This window comes from Natrinema salsiterrestre (genome assembly GCF_029502005.1).
Classification (GTDB): domain Archaea; phylum Halobacteriota; class Halobacteria; order Halobacteriales; family Natrialbaceae; genus Natrinema; species Natrinema salsiterrestre.
Genome location: NZ_JAMQOT010000013.1, coordinates 1 through 21844 on the forward strand (window position 1 = coordinate 1; position 21844 = coordinate 21844).

Consider the following 21844-nt stretch of genomic DNA (forward strand, 5'->3'; position numbering starts at 1 on the left):
CGTGGGTGGGCAGTCGGGTGAGCGTCAGAGAATGGCTTGAACAGTTCATACACTACTACAACACACAACGACCGCACCAATCACTTAACGAACAGACGCCAGCGGAGGTGCTAAACTAGACAGTGCCGAATAAATATAATAGTAAAAAAATTGCTACGTTATTACTATTAACCATATTCTTTTAATGATACCGACTAATATGGGCTTATAGAGACTATAAATGTCTTAGAGTTCGTGAAAACCTCCACCATCTTTTGGTGTAATTTTGTAATAATGTAGTTTATATCAGTTACATAAGTTTATAAAATGTCGTGTTATTCTCTTGCGGTGGAGTCACACAGTGACGAACGACGGTTGCTGGCGTGACCCGAAACACACCATGCAAGAAAACGATAGAGAGCAAGTGAGCAGACGAGGCGTCGTCAAAGGCATTGGCGGGCTCGCAGCGCTGTCGATGTCGAACGCGACGTTCGAGACTGCGCAGGCAGCGATGGATGGTCCACTGCAAAGTGACCCTCATACCGCGGACACGTACCGATCGATCGTCGACGCGATCGTCCCACGGACACCGGAACTCGAGGACGAACTCGGGCCCGAGCACGTCCCCGGCGGTCTCGACGCCGAGTTAGAGAAGTTCCTCATCTGGGACTTCAACCACTTCCAGGAGATTCGCGCCGAGATGGTGACCGAGAACTCGCTGCTCGATCTCTCGGGCGATTCTGGACCGGAGATGCCGCGGGCCATGTTCGAGGTGACGGTCGACACGACGGGGTTCAGCTCAGATCTGGACGCGATGCTGGACCTCGCGGACATCAGCATCTTGGATCTGGATCTGGACGGCGAAGCGATGGAGGACTACCTCACGTTCGGCCCGGTCGAACGGTTCGAGATCGGATTCGCTGACTTCGACGACGCGACGGAGGGGCCGGCGGAGTTCGAACTGGCTGTCGAGACGACGAACGAATCGGTCCACCGGATCCTCCAGAATTACCCCTATGCGCCGACCTTTACGCTCGTGTTCGATCTCGTGGCCGCTGAGTTCCTCGCTCTCGGGAAGAACGAAGATCCGGTCTCGCCGAACGAGCAGTTCCCGGGCGGCGGGACGTTCACCCGCCTCTCTCGAGAGGACCGACTCCGGTGTCTCTGGACGATCGTCGACGGCGGTGCCATCGATACGATCGACGATCTCCTATCGCCGCTGGTGCCAGACGTCGGCATCCTGAAGTACGTGGTTATGGCCGTCAACGGCCTCCACGGCTTCGGCTACTACACCGAGTGGTCCGGATACGGGGACACGAAAACGAACACGCCAAACGAGCGCGAAATGCAACGGGACCCGGCCGAGGTCCAGAGTCGTCAGCAGAGCGGCTATCCTGGCCCTGCTCCGGGATACGCGGCAGACTGGCGTCACGCCGTTCCGGGCGGGTTCAAGGACCCGAAGGCCAAGAACCTGAATCTCCCGGACGACCTGACCGGCGATGATGTCATCGACGGGATCGGAGGTGACACCTGATGAACGATCCCGACGTCGTCGTCATCGGTGCCGGTGCGGACGGTCCGGCCACCGCGTCACGACTCGCTCGTAAACACGGCCTCGACGTCCTCATCCTCGAGGGCGGCCCGTGGCACGGCAACGAACAGTGGCCCGAACCACACGCCGACGCAGGTGGGACGGTGAGTACGGATCCCGACGATCTCGATGGAAAGTTACTGGACGATCAGTTCACCCATCGGGAAGCCGATGCGAACGACCCTACTCACGGCTACCTCCGCGTGGGACCGGCCGACCACTCGCGAGCGCCGTGGTTCCGGAATCTCCATCAGAACGCGTTCATCTGGCAGGTCGGCGCGGTCGGTGGGACCTCGCTCCACTACTTCGCGAACCACCCCCGGGCGTATCCGTACGCCATCGACGAGCAGGACCACTGGCCGATTTCGTACGAGGACCTCGTCCCGTACTATCAGCTCAACGAGGAAGTGACGAGTACCCAGCAGGCACCGATGACGGCCAAGGAGGAGGTGTTCATCGAAGGAGCGACGAACGCCGGCTACCCGCGTCTCGACACGAAGAACGTCACGGAGACGGGGTGGCGACCTCAAGCGAATGCCGTCGCAGTCCCCGGAGAGGAAACGGCGACCGACCAGCCCCTCGATTCCGACTACGAAGGATCGTTCAGCTACGACGACGGGTTCCGCGGGGACACGCTCGTGGGCGACCACTTCCAGGGCTCGTCCACTCCCGTCGACGCGCCAGTTCGCGAGAAGGCTCGCAAATCCGCGAACGTGAGTTGGGTGCCGCGAGCGCTCGATACGAACGACGAACCCGAACCGGGGAACGTCGCGATCCGCCCGAACGCATTCGTCACGAACATCGAAGCCGAAGAAGGACTCGGAACGATGGAAGCGACGGGCGTCACGTTCCGTGACTCCTGGTCCGGTAGCTCACAAACGGTCTCGGCCGACGTCGTCGTCCTCGCTGCCGGCTGCATCGAATCGCCTCGGCTCTGGCTCAATTCGGGCCTGCCGGACGACGGCTGGGTCGGCAAGGGACTCACGACCCATTGGTTCGACTGGGTCGTCGGCGTCTACGACGACGACACCGTCGCCGAGATCAACCCCGAGAACGAACATATGGACCCCTACGTGGGTCAGAACTCGGCAGTTCGGTTCGACAAACCCGGCGTCGGCGGCATGGAAGACATCGGCATGTCACCCGGGCTCGTCTCCTACGCTGACTACCTCTTCACCGAGGCCGGGTACAGCTTCGACACGCCGGTCGATCCCGGCGAGCCGTGGGACACACGCGGCTACGTCGTCGGCGAAGAACTCAAGCGTCGGATGTCGGACTACAGGCAAACGAAGGCGCTCCTGATCCTGACTGACGACCTCCCGCGTCAGGACAACGGCGTCTCGCTGGACAATACGTTCAGCGACGAACACGGACCGGTTCCGAAGGTCAAGTACGAACCTCACCCCGACGACGATGCGAAGCGCGATGAACTCGCACGTATCGCCGCGAACATTCATCGCGAGGCAGGTGCTGAGCACGTCCACCGCTGTGAGTGGCCTCCGCTGTTGCTCCACATGCAGTCTACGATGCGAATGGGGGAGGTGCTCGACGAGAACGCCGAGGCGAAGAACGTCTCGAGGCTCTTCGTCGCGGACCACTCTGCGATGGCGAACGGGGTGGGTGGTCCGAACCCGACCAACACCGGGCAAGCGCTCGCACTGCGGACTGCCGATCGAATCGGCGACCTCTACTTCTAATCTCTACACTCTGGCTTTGCTCTGTTCTCTGTGTACTGTGGTCGCGAATTCCACTTCGGTACAGAAATTCTCCGTTGCTGAAGTACTGGTCCTGTCCAATACGTTTTTACGATGCCGATGTCCCTGTCAATCTCAAATTTGGAACTCGAAGAGTGTCAATCACGCGGACAACTCCTCACGAGACTCTCTACCAGCAGGTCGAAGGCCCGCCAGATCGTCGGCGAGTCACGTCCGTTGCATCGACGAGATCGGGGATCGTGAACTCCGTTTCGTGGGCGTCGACCAGTAGACGAAGGATATCGTCTGCTGCTTCGATGCGAAATGCGTCAGTGTCCGCGTTTGGATACGCATCGATGCAGATCGTTATGTCTTGTTTCGCCATCTCAGACACTGTCTGATTTTGTGCAACGAGATAAAAAAGGTGGCCACGATCCACTGAGAGGCATACTACTATCAAATTTCTCATATTCGACAGCGGGACCAGGACCGCCACTATCTAACTACCTGTCCCTCTAGGTCGTAGTGAACCCATAATTATATTGATAACCGCTCCGCGGTACGACAGCGACCAACTGCCTGAAAGACGTGGATTTCCGCGTTGCACCGCTGTGATGAGCGTCAGTTTGCTGTAGTTCGGCGTTCCGCAAACCAGCCACCAAGGTATCCGCCGAGACCGCCGAGTCCGGCCCCAAGGGCTGCGGAGACGACCAACGATAGAAGTGCCGTTATACCAACAAAAGCCGCGTTGCCGCCCTGTTCAATAGCAAGAAGTCCGGTGGCTAATCCACCGACACTGAACAGGCCGACTATGAGCAGTGGGAGTAAGGGTAAGACACCTGCAAGCGCCCCGACGCTGATCGTTCGATCAGACTCGCTCTTTTCTAGATACCCCGCGACAGCCCCGCCAAGGGCCGACGAGACCGGGATAAAGGAGAAAATTGCAGTAATGACTGCCCCGAGAACGGCAAACGAGCCGTACGAATTGACGGTGCCATCTGTCCGAGCCCGCCGGTGTGCGCGGTGTCTCACAACAATATATCCGATCGCAAAGACGATCATTCCGAGACCCGTTATGAGCAGGCCTGGACCCATCCACGAGATGACCGCGTCAGTTACTTCAAGCGCTTCCGCGTCAGTAAGTTCAGTCGTACCGACTGTTACCGTCGTGGCTTCTTCTTCGATGGCCTGTTCGAGCAACTCTCGATCAATACCAAATACAAGGGCGGCCCCGACTGCTACAAAGATCAACCCACTGAGCGCAATGAGGGCTCCTAAAAGCCAGTCAACGATCTCCGGGAGTGGGGTACTAGACGTCGTTGATCCGTCCACGTTCGAACTCTCCGATGGCGTAGAACTCATGACGCTTCGTTTTATCACGGCTCTCACACTTAAATCCGGTATTCATCCCTCAGAGAACGTCTGTACTCTATTTCTGGCAACGCACCATCCCTTCTGAGGACGGTGGGGAATAATCGCTGAGTACTGTCCGAGGAGTATCTATTTATCAGAGAATACGTATTGATACTAGAATTATTTTTGAGACTGGTTGCTGTTGGAAAGCGTATTGCTGTGGTATCGTGAGACCATTCTCACCGGGCCATGGTGGCAGGCAACGAACTGCGCTCCCTCTCCATCACACATCTTGGAGTGGGAACCTCGAACGTCACACTCGACGGACATCTCATGGTGGGATTCCACGTCCTGACGGGCATGGGGGAGGTCAAGACCGAGGCACCATTCATCGAGCGAGCGACGGCAGTACAGTGGGACGACACCGGTGACGCACTAGGTATCCTCTACTACGTTCTGGGCGACGCCGAGAACTCCTCGAGAGAGCAGCGGAGATCAGACGGAACTTGGAGACGGAAATACGAACGGAGTCGATCGATGGAAAAGCGGACTCGACTATCGTAACCTATGCGGAGGAACACGACGTCGACCACATCGTCCTCGGCAGTCACGGCCGCAACGGGTTGGCCAGATATCTGCTCGGAAGTGTTGCCGAAAGCGTGGCGCGGAGAGCACACGACCCGTGACGATTATCCGAGAGGATGACCCCCCCACGAGACTCGGAAGGCTGAGTGTCGATTCCCAGAGCGGAAACGATATGTTTCCGGCCATCTCGTTGCGAACTCTCACGTTCGAGTACCGGCCTTCCGGCGAGATGCCCGGTTTCCGTTAGCCCACCCTCCGATCGAACCACCGAGCGCGTCGGGTACCGAATTGAACGCAAACAGGGGGAAGCCGACGGCGAGAGATCCGAATCTCGAGGCGGGCACTGAAAGAACAGCGTCAGGAGTGTTACGATTACCAAAATGTGTTATTTCGATCACTGTCTTTGCGAAGCAGGAGTCCGTTGTTCGATAAAAAGCGATCGGTGGTCTCGGTAGTCGCTCAGGCCCGTGCACCGACTACTTCCCTGGAGGTCCGACGACCCTTTGCCCACGATCCGATCGCGCCACCCAGCGCGCCGGGGATGGCGTAGAACGCGAGCATGAGCAAGCCGAAGACGATCACGCCGAACGTCGGGACAACGCCCGCGAACAGAAGCGTCGTGAACGCCGCGATAGCTAACAGGATGAGCGATCCGAAGACGGTCGCGATACCGCCGTGGAACGCGCCGGAACCCACTGTTCCGCCGACGAGGTAGCCGGCGACGAGGCCTCCGAGGACACCGATGGTTCCCCAGTACAAGACTACGACCGAGGCTTCCGATCCTACGTAGATCACACCGCTGATGAACCCGAGAACGAGGGTCACTACAAATCCAGTTACGACTGCTGACCAATTGATGTTCATGATCAATAATAACTAAGCTGTCATAGTATATATACCCCATCTCAGGGAAGACGGATAGTACGATCATCCTGAGCAGAGATTTGGAAATATTACACTATTCAGAGCAGACACACGAGTCCAGAATCAGGACGCTTGATTCACGTACGCTACTGAATTTTCGGATCCGCTGTACGCCGAGACGCCCTCATGGTATTAAATACGGACCCATGGTATGCTAGCTCAAGATACTCACCGTCCGCCGGTTCCAGAGTACCCGTGATAGAACCCGCGAAAGGACCGATCTCTCGTTGATAGAGTGGAAACCCATGTCGGTACGAGATATCCTCACCCCCTGAGCGGTACCGGTGACTACCCATGACCGAGGATGACGACCTGTCCTCAACGACCTTTCTCCGACTTCTCTTGGTAGTGCTCGGGACGCTGTCCGTCGTCCTCGTATTGCCGTTTTTCCAGCCCGTGCTGGCGGGTGCATTACTGGCGTATCTGGTCGCCCCGATAAACGGTAGACTCTCACAGCGTCTGGGTGCGACCCTCGGCGCAGTCGTGACGATACTCGTCACAGTTATCGTCGTTCTCGTCCCGCTCCTGCTTATCCTCGCCGTCGCAGTGGACCAGGCGGTTTCGATGGCGAGCGGTGCCGAACTCCCCGACATCGCCGCCGTCGAAACGATCGTCCAGGAGCAGCTCGGACCGGATGCGGACCTCCAACGCCTCCTCGAGCCGTTGTCCGGTGCCGTCGAAACCGGTCTCCGCGGCGTTCTGGGGGGCGTCATCGGTATCGTCGGTGGGATTCCCTCGTTCGTCGTCGGCGTGGTGATCTTCCTGTTTACGTTCTACTATCTCTTACGAGACGGAGACGCATTCGTCGCGTGGCTCCGAACGGCCGCCCCGCTCGAGTCGGACGTTATGGATGAGTTGATAGAACGCACTGACGACCTCCTCTGGGCGGCCGTCGTCGGCAACGTTATCGTCGCCGGCTTACAGGCGATACTGACCGTTCTGGCCTTTGTGGTCATCGGTTTCGAGAATATTATCTTCTGGGGAGTAGTCACGTTCATCTTATCATTGCTTCCGCTCATCGGTGCGTCGATCATCTGGATTCCAGCTGTCGGCTATCTCGTGATCTCGGGAAACATTCCAGTAGCCGTGGGGCTACTCATATACGGCTCCGTCGTCGTTAGCGGCTCGGACAACTTCGTCCGACCGCTCGCAATGCAGCGCGGAGCGCGCCTCAACTCTGGGCTGCTCGTTCTCGGCATCTTCGGTGGAGTGGCCGTCTTCGGATTCCTCGGGCTCTTTATCGGCCCGGTCATACTGGGGCTGTCGAAAGCCGTCGTCGATCTGCTGGTGGAAATACGAGGTACGTCTGGAGAGATCCGGTAAGCGGCTGGCCTGTGCGATCCACTGCCCGACGGTAATACTCCACCATCGCTGAATCGGCCGGCGACCGCGCGACGGTACATTAGAGATGGATTGCTTTATTGAAACCATCACTCGGTGATAGGTTTCAGCGGGTGTGCTGAATACAAAGCGCGAATGTGGTACAGTCCGAGACGGGATCTACAGGTGGCATAGCTATCGAGGCGAGACTCACCTTCACCAAATGTTGATAGGATTGGTATACTGACTACAAGGATGTATTCACCACTGACTCTTTTGGCTCACCCACACGAGTGTTCATCAAGAGTCGTCGGGCATGAACTCGCTTCATAGAACGAGACAGGACTGAGGGATGTGTCTACCTCGTTAATCACGATTTTTTTGCATAGCTTCCCTGCGTCACTCCACGTGATCGTCTGCCATTCGTCTTGATCAGTTGGTCGGACAGCCATCTCGTAGCTCCACGCTGTACGGGGCCACTCACAGGACAGATGCAGCAATTTATCCGGTGGTACATCACGGGTCGATTGAAGGACGGTTTCGCCGTCAGCATTCAGTCGCACGTCGACACTCACTGATTTTGCCTGGCGGTTGTCAAGCCGTACATCATATAAATGAGAACGGATCGGAAAGACCTGCAGTCCCACGTCGATAGTAGCAGAACCACATACAACGCCGCCGGCTTTGAGGAGTGTCCGTCGCTTCACCATAGTTTTCTGTTGGAAGATGACTATTGTAAGTGTAGGGTAATATCTGCGCTGTATGTTTAGCACCGCTCTGTCAAAACATTAGATATTTATCAAAATCCCCATCGTTCCATTCGCAGACCGAGACCTCCCCGATTGAGCTACGCAGGCTCGTGAATGACGATCTCCCCATCGCCGTGGACGGTAGTCTGTGTCCCCTCATAGGTGAACGTCACCGTGACCTCATCTCCAGTATTGACGAGTGCATTAAGTGCGTTACACGGAATCGCGTCAGCTAATGGAGGGAGATCTATCGGTCGCTTGTCTCGAAGAGACGCGTGGCTGCGAATCACTGCCTTTGTTGGTGTCTCGTCCGCTATGGAGTTAAATCGGTGAATTCTCCCATTTCCGTTCTCAGTCATAGTCTCCCTTGAGTATTGATCCGCTCGGTGGATTTCTGATCCTACCCTTCGAAGGGAGACGATGAAGAATAATTGTTCACCCAACATTAGTGGGCTCTATATTTTTACCGATGACAAAGATGACCTCGAGTAACGCTTGGACAAGGCGTCGCGGTCCCAGCCTAGTACCGGCGACGATTTGACTTGGTCAAACTGTTCCGCAATAAGATCAAACGAAGTTGTCGTGCTGAACTCATCCTCTGGGCCTTGTTTGAACGCGTGATTTCACGGCTGTGAGTCCTCGATGGCGCGTTCGATGTCATCATCCTCTCGGCGATCATCTACACGGTATTCAACGTCGTCGCGCCCGGCGGACTGGCGATCCCGTCGGCGGTATTGTTCGCCGTCGTGACCGGCCTCTTCACGCTCGTCCCGCTCGTCGGCCGGTCGATCATCTATATCGCGATTGCCGGGACCCTCGCGGTCCAGGCGGCGACGGTCGACCCGCGTCTCCTCTGGTTCCCGATCGCGTTCCTCGCGGTCATGATCGTCGCGTTCGACAATCTCGTCCGGACGTACATCCGGCCGTACCTCTCGGGGCGACTGCTCAACACTGGGCTCGTCATGTTCGCGTACCTGTTCGGCCCGCCACTGTTCGGCTGGTACGGTATCTTCCTCGGTCCGTTCCTGATGGTCTTCATCGTGACGTTCGTCCGAATGATCCTCCCTGTGTTGGCCGATCCCGAGTGCGAACGCGTCGAACTAAATCCCGAACACACGCTCGACGAGTACGCCGAGAATGTTGGGGATCAGCAGAACGTTCCCCGTCCGAGGTGGATCGGACCGACATCGGAACGGGGTGAAATCTACCCACACAAAGTCTCGTCTCCGCTAGTGAGCGCCCCCGTCACCCATTTCAGCACGGACGTTCGTCGAGTGACACCGTGGTGAGAGACGGCCACTGCTTCGTCGGCGATCTGCGAGTTCGTATTCACCCGGGTTCGAGCCTCCGGGTGGAAAGCCTCTGTCCGGTCGCCAAACGCGAACGACGAGTTCTAAGAAACGCCGGTCTCTCGAGACCCCGTGACCGGCTATTCAGCCCGTCACGGACGATCACGATACATTCTCGAGCGAGTCACTCGTCAATATCACGATGGCGCACACTGCGGTGCTGGGTCGAATCGGGAGCGGAGCAACCGCAAGGGAACGCAGTACCTGTAAGAAACCGGAAAATGATCGCTATGTGATCTAAACCACATTAATTGCTTTCGCCGTCCTATTTCTCTGTAGAGAATCGCAACGATGGTGGAAATCGTACGCAGTAGTGAAAGTAGGGCATCTGGTCACGAGACTAAATCGGCACACCGCGAGTGCGAGCTATGAGTCTCCTCGAAGTTCTCCCGCTGGCTATCGTGATGATTGCGGGTCCGCAGATCCTCTCGCCCATCTTCCTCGCCACGAGCGAGAAGTGGCGGACGAACTCGATAGCATATGTCTTCGGTGCGTTCCTCTCGATCAGTCTCGTCGTCGTCGTCGCGTACCTCCTCGGGAACAGTTTCGGCGGTGGTGGCGGTCTGCTCGGTGCGAGCGCGAAGCAACTGCTCTACGTCGTCGTCCTCATCCTCCTCCTCTACGCGGCAGAGGAGACCTACCGAAAGCGGAATGTGACGGAGCCACCAGCGTGGATGGGCAAGTTGACCACCGCGACACCACGGTTCTCGTTTCGACTGGGGTTTCTTCTATTGGGCGTCTTCCCGACCGATATCGTCACCTCGATGAGTGTCGGTACCTATCTCGCAGCGAACGGCGACCCGGTCACGGACGCGACTGGGTTTATCTTACTCACACTGTTCATCTTAGCGCTTCCGTCGCTCGCGGTGGTCGTGGTAGGCGAGCGAGCGGAAGCCGCGCTCCCGGAGATCCGCGACTGGATGAACGACAACTCCTGGATCATCTCCGAAGCAGTGATTGCTCTCTTCATCGTTCTGACGCTGCAGAACCTTCTCGGATAGGTGCGTACGAACTCACAAACCATCACCCGGAAGGACGCTCAGCCACAACACTGGAAAGGTACTGTTCGCCTCTCGGTGGAATCCCTCTTCTGTATCGCACTGTGAGGAGCGTCTATTTTTTGCCATAAACCAACGCCAATGCCTGTCTCGACGCCGCTGATCAAGGATACTAACACAGTTTCCGTCACGTCATCACCAGTACGCTGCCTCGCGGTTTCCGTCGTCTGGATAGTACCATTCCGTCTAACACGTTCTGAAAATGCCGATAGTCTTATCTATCCTAAATTGTGAACTCGAAGAGTGTCAATCACGCGGGCAACACCTCTCGATACTCTCTACGAGCAAATCTCGGACTACGACCTCGTTCTCGTTCCCGATGCACCGCTTGCCAGTGCGCTGAACCGTCGATTGGATAGGCCTCACTTCGGCCCGTTCGCGGTTCCACCTCGGCGTCTCGCGGCAGGTCGACGCGAGACGGCCGAGGATCGAACTGCGTTCCTCGAGCTCGTCGAACACAGCGACCTCGATTGGAAACGCAGCGCTTACGCGATTGGGAACATCCTCCAGTGCTGGGAGCATCAGGGGCGGCTGGATTCCATCCTCGAGTACAATGGCTACGCCGACGCGGTGACCGAAGAAGCGGTAGCGTATATCGACGACCTCGAGACGACGTCGGGACGACTGACCGAGTACCGGATCGATGCCGATACAGACGTCGCGGTGGTGGGTGAAGACCAGCTGACCGCGCTCGAGCGATCGATACTCCCGGCGGAGTACGATACCTACAGTCCATTCAGCGACCAGGCGTTCGAGCGACCACCGTTCCGGATCTTCGAGTCGACGTCGGCGATCGTCGACACAGTGGTCGATAGTATCGCGGGGAACGATTCCGAGAACGTCGCAGTCGTCCTCGACCAGGCGAGTCCGTATTCGACACTCGTGGAATCCGCGTTCGAATCGGCCGAGATACCGTTCTATGGCGGCCCTGGCTTTATCGACGATTCGGACCACCGAGCGTTCTGCCAGTTGCTCCGCGTGGCACATCGCGGAACGGATACCGAGGTCCGCGACGTCAAACCGGTTCTGCGTACACTCGGCGTCGATCTCGCCCTCGAACACGACGAAAAACGGCTGTCCGACCTCGATATCGCTGAGATCGAGTGGGTTCGCGATTTCTGTGACACCATCGAAAATCGGACCGTCGACGAGTCGATCACGGCGTTCGAGCAGCGAACCGGGTGTTCGATGGACGCCTTCCGAGACGAAGTGGCCGCATTGTGTCTCGACGACGAGTTCGTCACCGAGGAGACGGTCGATCGACTCGAGTTTTATCTGCAGACCTACGAGGTTCCGGTCGACCGAGAAAACGAGGGTGTGCTGCTGGCCGACGCGAAGTCGGCCGCGTACGTCGATCGGCCCGTCGTGTTCTTCCTCGGGCTCGACGAGAACTGGACGCACTCCGCACCGCGCCGTCCGTGGGTCGATCGCGATGCCCAGTACACCAGAAACATCCAGCAGTTCCAGCTGCTGTTGCAGAGCGGCGTCGAGCAATATTACCTCGTTCAGGACACGAGTGGCGGGTCTCCGGTTACGCCGTGTCTGTACTTCGAGGAACTTCTGGAGGAAGAGTTCGACCGCTTCAGTGACCTCGAGTCGATACAGCACGCAAAAGCGCCCCGCGAACGAGGGACCGGATTCGAGAAAGAACCCGTCGACGCTACCGCGACCGAGGTGGAGACGATTAGCCAGTCCAGTCTCAGTACGTACGTCAACTGTCCGCGCGATTACTTCTTCAGTCGTCTCGTCGACGGCCCCGACAAGGACTATTTCGAAGAAGGAAATCTGTTCCACGATTTCGCCGAGTTCTACGTCGAGCACCGAGATGCAGTCGACGACGCGCTACTCGACGAGACGGTCGAAGTGATGCTCGAGGAAACGCGGCCGTTCGTCAGGCGCGTCGACCGGAAGACGCGACGAACGAAGTACCGTGTGGGGCTCGAAACGATCCGCGACTTTTTGGATGAAAACGTCCCGACCGACGGGACCTTTCTCACGGCCGAAAGCGGCTGGGGATCGAACTTCTTCGCCGAGCGGTACGACCGACCGATCGAGACGCCGATCACCGAGCGGTGGTTCGAGAACGACGATCTCGGCCTGAAGGGGAAGATCGATCTGATTCACGGCCCGACCAGACTCGTCGATCACAAGAGCGGCAGCCGAAAGCGAGCTTCCCAAGTCGTGACGAACTCGGCGATAGATCCGCCCGCCGAGTCGCCGAACTTCCAGGCGCTGCTGTACCTCACACACTGGCGAACGGAACGGCCGGAGGACGAACTGGAGTTCACCTTCTTTCACTTCCTCGAGACGCTCGACGACGTCGTCGCCGGTGACGCGGACCTCGAGGACACGCTCACCACGGTCACGTACCACCCGACGTCGTTCGAAGGACACGCTGAGTCACGAGCGGTGTTCGAGGATCTCCGCGAGGACGGCGCTGGGAACTGTCGAAAGACGCTCGAGAAGGTCACGTACGACGACTACAGAGCGGTCTTCGAAGTGACACCGATGCCGGACACGCGGGACAGTGACGAACTCATCGAGTCGGAGTTCGGCCAAGTGTTGATTGAGCGGATGAAGGAGTGCGTCGGTGACTACAAGTACGTCTCCTCGGGGTGTAAGCAACTGATGCGCGAGCTGATGCGGGTTCGGAGTCGCAACTACTTCCGCGAGGACCTCGACGCTTTCGAGGAGTTCGTCGACGATCGGATCGCAGAACTGAATCGCCGGCGTCGCGGTGAGGAGCGCTTCCCGGTCGAGGGACTCGCCGGCGAACCCAACTACCGCTACGTGGACAACCGCGATCTCCTGCTGAACACTGATGACTGAACCCAACACGCAACAGCGAGAACTCATCGAAAGCACTGAGGGCACCTATCTCGTCGACGCCGGTGCCGGAACCGGGAAGACGTTCGCCGTCACCCGGCGCTACGCGAATATCGTCGAGCAGTCGGGGGTCGAACCGGACGATGTCCTCCTGGTCACCTTCACGAACAATGCCGCGACCGAAATGAAAGAGCGAATCGTCGGCCAGTGCCAGTACGGAATGCGCGAGCTCGCCGACGCGCCGATCCGGACCTTCCATTCGCTGTGTCACGATCACCTTCAAGAGCACGGTCACACTGCCCCAGCGTATCTCGGTATCGACGACACGATCACCGGCTCGACCCGGATTGTCAGCGACGACGTCGTCGAGGACGGGCTGTTTCGGGAGTTTATCGACGGCTTCAGCGATGACAATCCCGCGTATGACGACCTGTTTCGAGCGATTTCCGCTCCGATGGAACTGCTCGGCCTCATCGAAGAGTTAGCTTCGAAGGGAGTGTTCCCGACTGCCGACGGCTGGTATCGCAACGGAGAGCGCTATCTCGATGGTAACTTCGACGCGTTCAAACGCCTCTTCGACGATCGCAACGAACCGCGGAATGACGGAAGCAAACAGTCGCGGCTGCGATCGAAGCTCTACAGCTACGGGAAGAACAAGAACTACCTGCCGGCCGCTCCGGACAAGGCCGAGATCCGAGGCGACGGGAAGCAGGTTCCGGACGCAGTCGCTTGGGCGGCGTTCGAGGAGGACCGGAGTGATCTGAAGGGGTTCGTTCACGACGTCTACTACGACTATCTCAGATTCGCCCTCCGGCGCAATTACCTGAACTTCGGCTTCCTCCAGCTGTTCGCGTTCGTCCTGCTCTGTGAGAACCACGAACTCCGCGGCGAGGCCGCCTTCGAGTACGTGATGGTCGACGAGTTCCAGGACTCGAGCGAGATTCAGTTCAAACTCGCACTGCTCCTGGCCGGGACCGACAACGTCTGCGTCGTCGGCGACTGGAAGCAGAGCATCTACGGCTTCCAGTACGCCGACGTGGACAATATCGTCGAGTTCGAAACGCGGTTGAACGGGTTCGCCGAGGAGTTGAATCGGGACGCCGATCGCGTTCGCTTCGACACGACCGACGTGACCAGAATCGAGTTCGTCGAGAACTACCGATCGACGCAGTCGATCCTGGATTTCTCCGAACACGGGCTCCTTGTTCCGGCAACCGGCAGCGAGGAGATCGACGTCGAGGACACGCGAGACCGGATCGTCTCGCTCGAATCGAACGCCGATCACGAGAACACGACGATCGAAGCGATACAGAGCGAGGCGGAAGACGAGGCGATCCTGGCCAAAGTACAGGAAATCGTCGGAAACGGCGACTATCGAGTAGAAGACGACGATGGGAACCTCCGAGTACCGGAGTACCGCGACATCGCAGTTCTGACTCGAACGCGCGACTTCGGTCGCGAACTCCTCGAGACGGCCGAGGAGTACGGAGTTCCCACGGCGTACGAGGGTGGGATCGAACTGTTTCGGACCGATCAGGCGAAACTCCTGCTGGCGTGGCTCAGGATTCTCGAGAACGACCTCGATCGCGGGTGGGCCGTCGTCCTCGAGGAAGCCGGATACACGCTCGACGAGATCGATCGGATTCTGGATCGTGGAGACTATCCCGAGGACATGACCGCCTTCCGTGAGGAATTGGGGGCGATGGAGACGCTCGGTGGGATTACACGGCGTGTCTTCACTCGATACGGGTACGACGGGGAGACTGCCGACGTCATCCTGCACACGATTCAATCGATCCACAGTACGACGACGATGACGCAGGGCGATCTCATCCGTGTGATCGAGCGCAGCATCGACGCGGGGAGTACCCACGAGGTCAGCGCGAGTGCGGGAGCGAATTCGGTGACGGTCCAGACGATTCACTCCGCGAAGGGACTCGAGTACCCGATCGTGATCCTCGCGAATATGAACAGCGGCCGCTACCCGCCGTCCGGTGGTGGCAGTAGTTCCATCTCCTATCAGGACCCAGTTGGCCTCCGGCAGCGCAAGGTGTACACCGAAGCGGCACAGGGCCACCCCCACGTCTACGACAATTGGCGCTCGGACGTGCTTCGTCGCTGTCTTCCCCGCGACTACGACGAGGAGCGACGGTTGCTGTACGTTGCCATCACACGGGCCGAGAGCCACGTCGTCTTCACCGCGGGTGACGACCCCAATACGTTCCTCGAGGAGCTTCCCGTGGATATCGAGTCGGTCGTGCCGGACCCTGAGACGGTTGCAGTCGACCAGAGTGAACAGCCCCACCTCGAGATCGACATTCGAGACCCGGAGGGACCGGTTCGGTATTCGCCACACTCACTGATGGACGAGGACGTCTTCGAAGCGGTCGAGGCGGGGCGAGGCCTCGAGTTCGGCTCTCGCGTTCACGATTTCGCCGAGCGATATGCGTTGGGCGAGGCCGTCGAACCCCAGAGCGAGGACGAGAAACGCATACGAGATCTGTTGGATTCGATGGACGGTGAACTCAGGGTCGAAGAGAGCGCGTATCTCCCGCTCGAGGTCGATGGGGAACGAGTGAGTCTTCACGGTATCGTCGACCTGGTTCACGTGACTGGGGATACGATCGAGATCGTCGATTACAAGACGGATCGCGGGCGGCATGCAGAATCCGAATATCGCACGCAGTTGAGCGTCTACTGGCATGTGCTCGATGCGGTGTATTCCGATCGGGAGATCGCGGCGAGTATCTTCTACACGGCGGACGGTGAGCGGGTGGCGGTTGCGCCGTTCTCGAGGGACGACCTCCGTGAACTCGTTCGCGATCAGACCGAGCGGATGTGACGGATTGTACGCATATGGGAGTGCGGTACGGTGTCTCTCGGATCCGACCGGCACCGATACTCTCACGCAGGTCGAAGGCCCGCCAGATCGTCGAACGAGTTGAGTCCGTTGGATCGACGAGATCCGTAGCAGTGACGTAGACACTCACACAGAACTATGTGTCACTGGCCGTAACCATGGATCAGGATGTACAGCGCACTTCGCGTTGGCGAGTATGTTTTTGATACATGGGCACTACAAACGGCATTTGGCAGTATTTCTCTCGCGACGTCGGAGGCCAAGGGCGAGTACAGCGAAGAAAACCTCAGAGCACTTCTCGAACTCTTCTGTGACTGGGGGCCGGCACGGGGAACCGCGTCGTACGCCTCGGCTGCGGATTCGATAGACGAACTCTCACCCGCAGAACAACGCGATCTGTACGAACGGTGTTGTACCGAACTGGCTCGAAACCTCGAGGCCCAGTACGGATACGATGCTTCCGAAAGCGACGTCCGTCGATTTGCCGAGACACTTGCTATCGACGAGACCAACGCCGACGTCGCGGATTTCCTCCTGACGTATCTGTGGCGCTTCTCGCGACAACTCCACGAGTTTGATCCCAACACGGACGGGGTCGATGATGCCCAACCCTTTCTCAACGCGGTTCGAAACCTTCCGGAGGAGTATCAATCGTCTAAACGCGCTCAGTACGAGGGAACGAAGAAAATCAAGCAGGTTCGCTACCAGATTCTCGAGGCCTTCCACGACGACGGCGAGGTCCCGATCGACAAGCTCGAGGATATCAAACGGGAAGAAAACGAGAAATACGACAGGAACATCCACCAGAACTGGCGAAATTATACGATCCTCGGCCAGCTCTATTTCGACTTTTACAAGCCCCGGATCGATGCGTATCTCACGCGTCTCGTCGAGTATCTCGCTACAGAACTCGGCGTTTCGGAGTTCGAAACTCATACGGTTCACTTCACGGATCCGCAAGCGTACCTGTCCGATTTCGCTTGGATGGCAATATATCCAGAGGGTGACGGAGACCAACGAGAAAGATACCAACTGTATCTCGGTATCCACTGGAACCGACTTTCGTACGGACTCCACGTCGGTGACAACATCCGAGGAGATGACTGGAAAACGCACCGTGATCTCGATCAGCTCAACGAGATTGAACATGCGTCGATCGCGACGGTCGTCGAAAAACTCCGTGCTGTCAAGTCCGATTTCCGTTCGCTCAATGGCTTAGACGGTGGCGACGATCCGGTGGAAAAGCCGTCACGTGCCGACGAGATCGCACGACAGTTAGAGAGCTCGAAGCAGGCGGTGTTCTACGGCCCGCCCGGCACCGGAAAGACGTACATCGCGAAACGCTTCGCAGAATGGTGGGTGCAGGAGCGAACCGATACGGAACCGATCGACGAACAAATACAGACGGTCACGTTCCACCCATCGTTCGCCTACGAAGACTTCATGGAAGGCCTCACGGCCACCGCGAACAACGGAAATGTCACGTACGAAGTCGAGGAAGGCGTCTTCAAACGGGTCACAGCGACGGCTCGAGCCGCCTATCTGCGCGCCCGGCAAAACGACGAATCGCCGCCACCGTACGTGCTCATTATCGACGAGATCAATCGTGGGAACCTCGCGCAGATCTTCGGTGAGACGATCACGCAATTAGAAGCCGACAAACGTCTCGACGAAGAGAACGAAACCGCCGTCCAACTCGCGCACTCGGGCGAGTCGTTCGTGATACCGCCGAACCTCTATCTCATCGGGACGATGAACACGGCCGATAGATCGATCGCGCTCGTCGATGCAGCACTCCGACGACGCTTCCGTTTTCTTGCGTTCCCACCGACGTTCGATGACGTTATTGCCGCATATGATCTTCCGGACGATCCGCTTCAGGACGGTGATGCGTTCGAGGCACTGCTCTCGCTCTCCGTCCAGTCACTTCGAGAGTTGAACGATCGAATCACGACGATCGCGGATCTCGGGAAGGGGAAACAGATCGGCCATGCCCGCCTGTTCGGACTCACGACCACCCAAGAGATCCGGGATGCCTGGCGGTACGATATTCTCCCGCTCCTCGAGGAGTACTACTTCGGTCAGTTCGATCGAATTCGCCAAGAGTTGTTCGACGGCAGTGGCGACGAACTGTTCGACTGGGACCGAAAGCAGATTCGAGATTTCACCGAGCAGGAGCTTGCGGATGCCCTGAGTAATCTGGTCGGAGATGACGTCGAACTCTCGTATTCCGCAGCCGATTCGGACACCGATCCGTCGACTGACTCGCGAAAACAGTGGGACGAGGAGTCGTTCTTCGACGAACTGGAGTCGGAGTACGACCCCGAAATCGTTGCCGTGTACAAGGATCTGTACGACTTCGCGGAGAAGGAAGCGGACGAGACCGATTACGGAACCGGCGTCAGGACGGGAGCGATGCAGTTCTACTGGGACGAGTTCAACGACGGTGACTATCTCGTGTTCGAATCACGAACCAACGGCACCGTCCAGTTTCGATTCTGGGGACGCAGCCAGTACGACGACTACGTGTTCGAAAACTTTGCTGAAAACATCGCGTCGGTTCTCGAGGACCCTATCGATGCCAAATATATGCTTTCGGAGGAGTTCGAGGATCTCGAGATTCCCGCCGAGCGACTCATCGATGACGATGCCAGAGAACAGTTCAAAAATACTGTACGGGAGTTCGTCAACGACTGTGCGGCAATGACACAGTAGGGGAGCTCATGGCATCCACAGAACAGGGTCCGTTGCGGACGATCGAACTCGCCGAACACGAGACGTCACACCCGCTAGACCTTCCAGAAGCGGTGCTCGAGACGATCGATTCCAAACTCAACCGATCGAAGCACCGCCTCACGTACGAGTACACGGCTGACGGACAGGTACGCCTCCGGACATCGTCGTACGTCGGTCTCGTCTCGCTCCCGGAGGGGACGCAGGTTCGGATCCGGCCGAAGGCCGCAGGTGGGAACTTCCTCCGGCTGCTCCTCTACGCACAGGGCGCCTCATCAGCGACGATCGATTCGACTGTCGAGGCGCTTTCCGGTGACCTATTCCTCGACGCGATTGGTGCGCTGTTTCTCGAACGTCTGGAGGAACTCATCCAACGCGGCCTCGGGAAAGACTACCGGACACAAGAGTCTCGAGAATCGCATCTCCGCGGGCGGCTCGATGTGCAGCGCCAACTCTCGCGGGGGGACGTCGTGACGACTCAGTTCGACGTCGAATACCAGGAATTGACACACGATACGGTTCCGAATCAGGCCGTGCTCTATGCGACCCATCTCCTGACACAGCTCGTCGACGAGCAATCTCTTCAGGGGAGTCTCCGACAACGAGAGCAGCAGCTCAGACGAGACGTCACGCTCCGTCCCGTCCCGTTATCCGAACTGGACGCAGTCCACCTCGACAGGCGAACTCAATATTACGAGGACATCCTTCGACTCGCCGAACTCGTGATCCAGTCGACGTTCGTGGATAACTTCCGGTCGGGGACGCGGGAGACATACGGGATGCTCGTCAATATGAACCGGATCTTCGAGGCAACTGTCGAACGCGCTGCCTGCGACGCGCTCGAGGGTACTGCGTGGACGATGGACGCACAGTCCCGGCTCGATCGGCTCGTAACCGGGGGGAACCCGTCGATAAACATGTATCCGGATTTCGTTATCAGCGACCCGAACGGAAATCTCGAACTCGTCGGTGATGCGAAATGGAAAACAGGACGGCCGAGCCAATCCGATATCTATCAGTTGACGTCCTATCAGTTAGCGGACGACGTTCCCGGATTGCTTCTTTATCCGTCACAGGACGGTTCCGTTGAAACCGAGTATCGAGTTGACGATCGGTTGCCGCTCCACCTTCGAGAGTTGCCGACCGGAGCGGATGTATCTAATTTCAGTTCGTTCGCAAACAGGCTCTCCGACGTTTTGAAGCAGGAACTAGAAGCGGTCGGAATGAATATCAGCTAACGAAGTTCTCGTATTAACAAACCGAATGGGCATCTGGTGTCATTTCGATAGACACAACCACCATTGCAGGCCATGAAAGTTGGCCAGTAGGTGCGTGATAGTCACTAGCTAACTACCTGTCCCTCGAGGCCGTAGTGACCTCATCATGACTTTGGCAACCGTTCCGCGGTACGACAGCGACCAACTACCTGAAAGACGTGGGAAAGCGGTGGTGAGTGGAGCGAGCATAGCCGGCCTGCTCGCAGGTCGCGTGCTAGCTGATATATTCACCGACGTCACGATCGTCGAACGAGATCGCCTTCCAACCGATCCAGTTGTACGCCGAGGAGTGCCACAAGGCGCACATCCCCATGCGCTGCTCGAGGCCGGACGAGCGACGTTGGAGGACCTGTTCCCCGGATTCGGAGAGGATCTCATCGCCGCTGGAGGCGTTGTCGTCGATTTTGCCAGCGATGTGAATTTCTACAGCGAGGGTGACTTCCTCGCCCACGGTCCGACTCCGATGGAGACGTACTCCGCGACTCGGCCGTTGATCGAGCAGGTAGTCCGAGAGCGCGTTTCCACTCTCGACGGCGTTCACATCCGGTCGGGCTGCCAGGTCACTGACTACCTCCTCGACGATACTCGGACGGCCGTGGAAGGCGTGGTACTCCGTGAGGGTAGTGAGCAGACGGAGATCACCGCGGATCTGGTCGTGGATGCCACCGGACGGACGAGTCGAACACCGACATGGCTCGAAACTCACGGCTACACGCCGCCGGAGGTCGAGGAGGTGCGCATCGACGTGGCCTACAGCACCACCTTTATCGAGCGACCTGCCGACGACCTGCGTACGTTTCTCGTTCCGCCGTCTTCCCCGCACACACGCGGTGGGATGGCTGCGCCCGTCGAAGGAAACCGCTGGGTAGTTAGCGTACACGGCGTCCACAGTGATCATCCCCCGACGGATCCTGAGGGACTGGTGGAGTTCGCAGCAAGCCTTCTGGCACCTGATGTGAAGCATCTCCTCGACGACCATCGACAGGTCTCCACGGACATCGAGCAGTACCCGTTCCCGACCAACAGACGGTACCGCTATGGGGACCTCGACCGATTCCCCGATGGATTGGTCGTTATCGGTGACGCGATTGCGAGCTTCAACCCGATCTACGGGCAGGGTATGTCTGTGGCGGCTCTCGAGGCACTCGAGCTTCATCAGGCCCTGGCTGGGGACGGTCTTGAGGATCTCGCGCCTCGGTTTTTCGATCGGGCCGAAGCGGTCATCGACATGGCGTGGTTGTTGGCGGCAGGCAGTGACTTCGCGTTTCCACAAACGACCGGCCCCAAACCGTTCGGCACTGACCTCATCAGCTGGTACCTCACTCGGTTGATTCACAAAGCTCACACCGATAGCACGCTGTCCAGTGCGTTCTTTCGGGTGCTGACGATGGAACAGCCACCGACCACGCTATTGCGTCCACGGAAAATGTGGCGGGTGTTCAACCCTATTAGCCGAGCAGCCTGATGGATGATCTATTTCACTCGACACGTGGGGTCAGATAGAATATCCCGACACCGTATCGGCTCTCTCGAGGATTCGAGGAAG

Annotated in this window: 17 protein-coding genes and 1 pseudogene; 13 read left to right on the top strand and 5 right to left on the bottom strand. The window is 58.0% G+C overall.

The features are described from left to right. The 3 genes from NDI89_RS21890 to NDI89_RS21900 form a co-directional block, all read left to right on the top strand. Positions 1-119: integrase core domain-containing protein (locus NDI89_RS21890; protein WP_277521295.1), on the top strand; the 119-nt coding region annotated here is incomplete at its 5' end. 221 nt (positions 120-340) lie between these two features. After that, positions 341-1513 (top strand): hypothetical protein, encoded by a 1173-nt coding sequence (locus tag NDI89_RS21895; RefSeq protein ID WP_277524773.1) that lies wholly within the window; start codon positions 341-343, stop codon positions 1511-1513. Next, on the top strand, positions 1513-3267 hold the full coding sequence (locus NDI89_RS21900) for a GMC family oxidoreductase N-terminal domain-containing protein (protein ID WP_277524774.1): 1755 nt from the start codon (positions 1513-1515) through the stop codon (positions 3265-3267). Before NDI89_RS21895 ends, NDI89_RS21900 begins: the two co-directional genes overlap by 1 nt. Positions 3268-3458: 191 nt before the next feature. On the opposite strand, the pseudogene NDI89_RS24005 reads toward NDI89_RS21900, so the two are convergent. Further along, a pseudogene (locus tag NDI89_RS24005) lies at positions 3459-3649 on the bottom strand (DNA polymerase subunit beta); the annotation flags it as partial. Between the two features lie 236 nt (positions 3650-3885). After that, a complete protein-coding gene (locus tag NDI89_RS21905) occupies positions 3886-4626 on the bottom strand; it encodes a DUF5518 domain-containing protein (protein ID WP_277524775.1) in 741 nt (246 codons plus the stop codon). Positions 4627-4866: 240 nt separating this feature from the next. Between NDI89_RS21905 and NDI89_RS21910 the strand changes: the two genes are divergently transcribed. Then, positions 4867-5181: a hypothetical protein gene (locus NDI89_RS21910; protein WP_277524885.1), complete on the top strand. Its 315-nt coding sequence runs from the start codon at positions 4867-4869 to the stop codon at positions 5179-5181. Continuing rightward, entirely contained in the window at positions 5124-5303 is a 180-nt protein-coding gene (locus NDI89_RS21915) for a universal stress protein (RefSeq protein WP_425607774.1), read from the top strand. The genes NDI89_RS21910 and NDI89_RS21915 overlap by 58 nt, the downstream gene beginning before the upstream one ends. Before the next feature lie 358 nt (positions 5304-5661). Here the strand turns inward: NDI89_RS21915 and NDI89_RS21920 are convergent, their stop codons facing one another. Further along, positions 5662-6066 carry a DUF5518 domain-containing protein gene (locus NDI89_RS21920; RefSeq protein WP_277524882.1) on the bottom strand — a complete coding sequence of 135 codons (405 nt, stop codon included), beginning with the start codon at positions 6064-6066 and terminating at the stop codon, positions 5662-5664. Positions 6067-6420: 354 nt separating this feature from the next. Here NDI89_RS21920 and NDI89_RS21925 point away from each other — a divergent pair, with 354 nt between their 5' ends. Beyond that, positions 6421-7449, top strand: coding sequence for an AI-2E family transporter (locus tag NDI89_RS21925; RefSeq protein WP_277524776.1), 1029 nt, complete (start codon positions 6421-6423; stop codon positions 7447-7449). 844 nt (positions 7450-8293) lie between these two features. Here the strand turns inward: NDI89_RS21925 and NDI89_RS24120 are convergent. Beyond that, complete coding sequence (locus NDI89_RS24120; protein ID WP_425607775.1) at positions 8294-8641, bottom strand: HalOD1 output domain-containing protein; 348 nt, start codon at positions 8639-8641, stop codon at positions 8294-8296. A 300-nt stretch (positions 8642-8941) separates the two neighbouring features. Between NDI89_RS24120 and NDI89_RS21930 the strand changes: the two genes are divergently transcribed. The 4 genes from NDI89_RS21930 to NDI89_RS21945 all read left to right on the top strand — a co-directional run bounded on the left by NDI89_RS21930 (position 8942) and on the right by NDI89_RS21945 (position 16270). Beyond that, positions 8942-9484: an AI-2E family transporter gene (locus tag NDI89_RS21930; RefSeq protein WP_277524777.1), complete on the top strand. Its 543-nt coding sequence runs from the start codon at positions 8942-8944 to the stop codon at positions 9482-9484. A 428-nt stretch (positions 9485-9912) separates the two neighbouring features. Next, positions 9913-10545, top strand: coding sequence for a GAP family protein (locus NDI89_RS21935; protein WP_277524778.1), 633 nt, complete (start codon positions 9913-9915; stop codon positions 10543-10545). 300 nt (positions 10546-10845) lie between these two features. After that, on the top strand, positions 10846-13431 hold the full coding sequence (locus NDI89_RS21940) for a PD-(D/E)XK nuclease family protein (RefSeq protein ID WP_277524779.1): 2586 nt from the start codon (positions 10846-10848) through the stop codon (positions 13429-13431). Continuing rightward, a complete protein-coding gene (locus NDI89_RS21945) occupies positions 13424-16270 on the top strand; it encodes a UvrD-helicase domain-containing protein (protein ID WP_277524780.1) in 2847 nt (948 codons plus the stop codon). Before NDI89_RS21940 ends, NDI89_RS21945 begins: the two co-directional genes overlap by 8 nt. 393 nt (positions 16271-16663) lie before the next feature. On the opposite strand, the gene NDI89_RS21955 is transcribed toward NDI89_RS21945, so the two are convergent. After that, positions 16664-17437, bottom strand: a complete 774-nt coding sequence (locus NDI89_RS21955) for a hypothetical protein (protein ID WP_277524781.1) — start codon at positions 17435-17437, stop codon at positions 16664-16666. Between the two features lie 87 nt (positions 17438-17524). On the opposite strand from NDI89_RS21955, the gene NDI89_RS21960 reads away from it, so the two are divergent. The 3 genes from NDI89_RS21960 to NDI89_RS21970 all read left to right on the top strand — a co-directional run bounded on the left by NDI89_RS21960 (position 17525) and on the right by NDI89_RS21970 (position 21763). Continuing rightward, a complete protein-coding gene (locus tag NDI89_RS21960) occupies positions 17525-19003 on the top strand; it encodes an McrB family protein (protein WP_277524782.1) in 1479 nt (492 codons plus the stop codon). 8 nt (positions 19004-19011) lie between these two features. Beyond that, the gene (locus NDI89_RS21965; RefSeq protein WP_277524783.1) at positions 19012-20259 is read left to right on the top strand and encodes an McrC family protein; all 1248 of its coding nucleotides are present in this window, start codon (positions 19012-19014) and stop codon (positions 20257-20259) included. 145 nt (positions 20260-20404) lie between these two features. After that, entirely contained in the window at positions 20405-21763 is a 1359-nt protein-coding gene (locus NDI89_RS21970; protein WP_277524784.1) for an FAD-dependent oxidoreductase, read from the top strand. Positions 21764-21844: the final 81 nt, after the last annotated feature.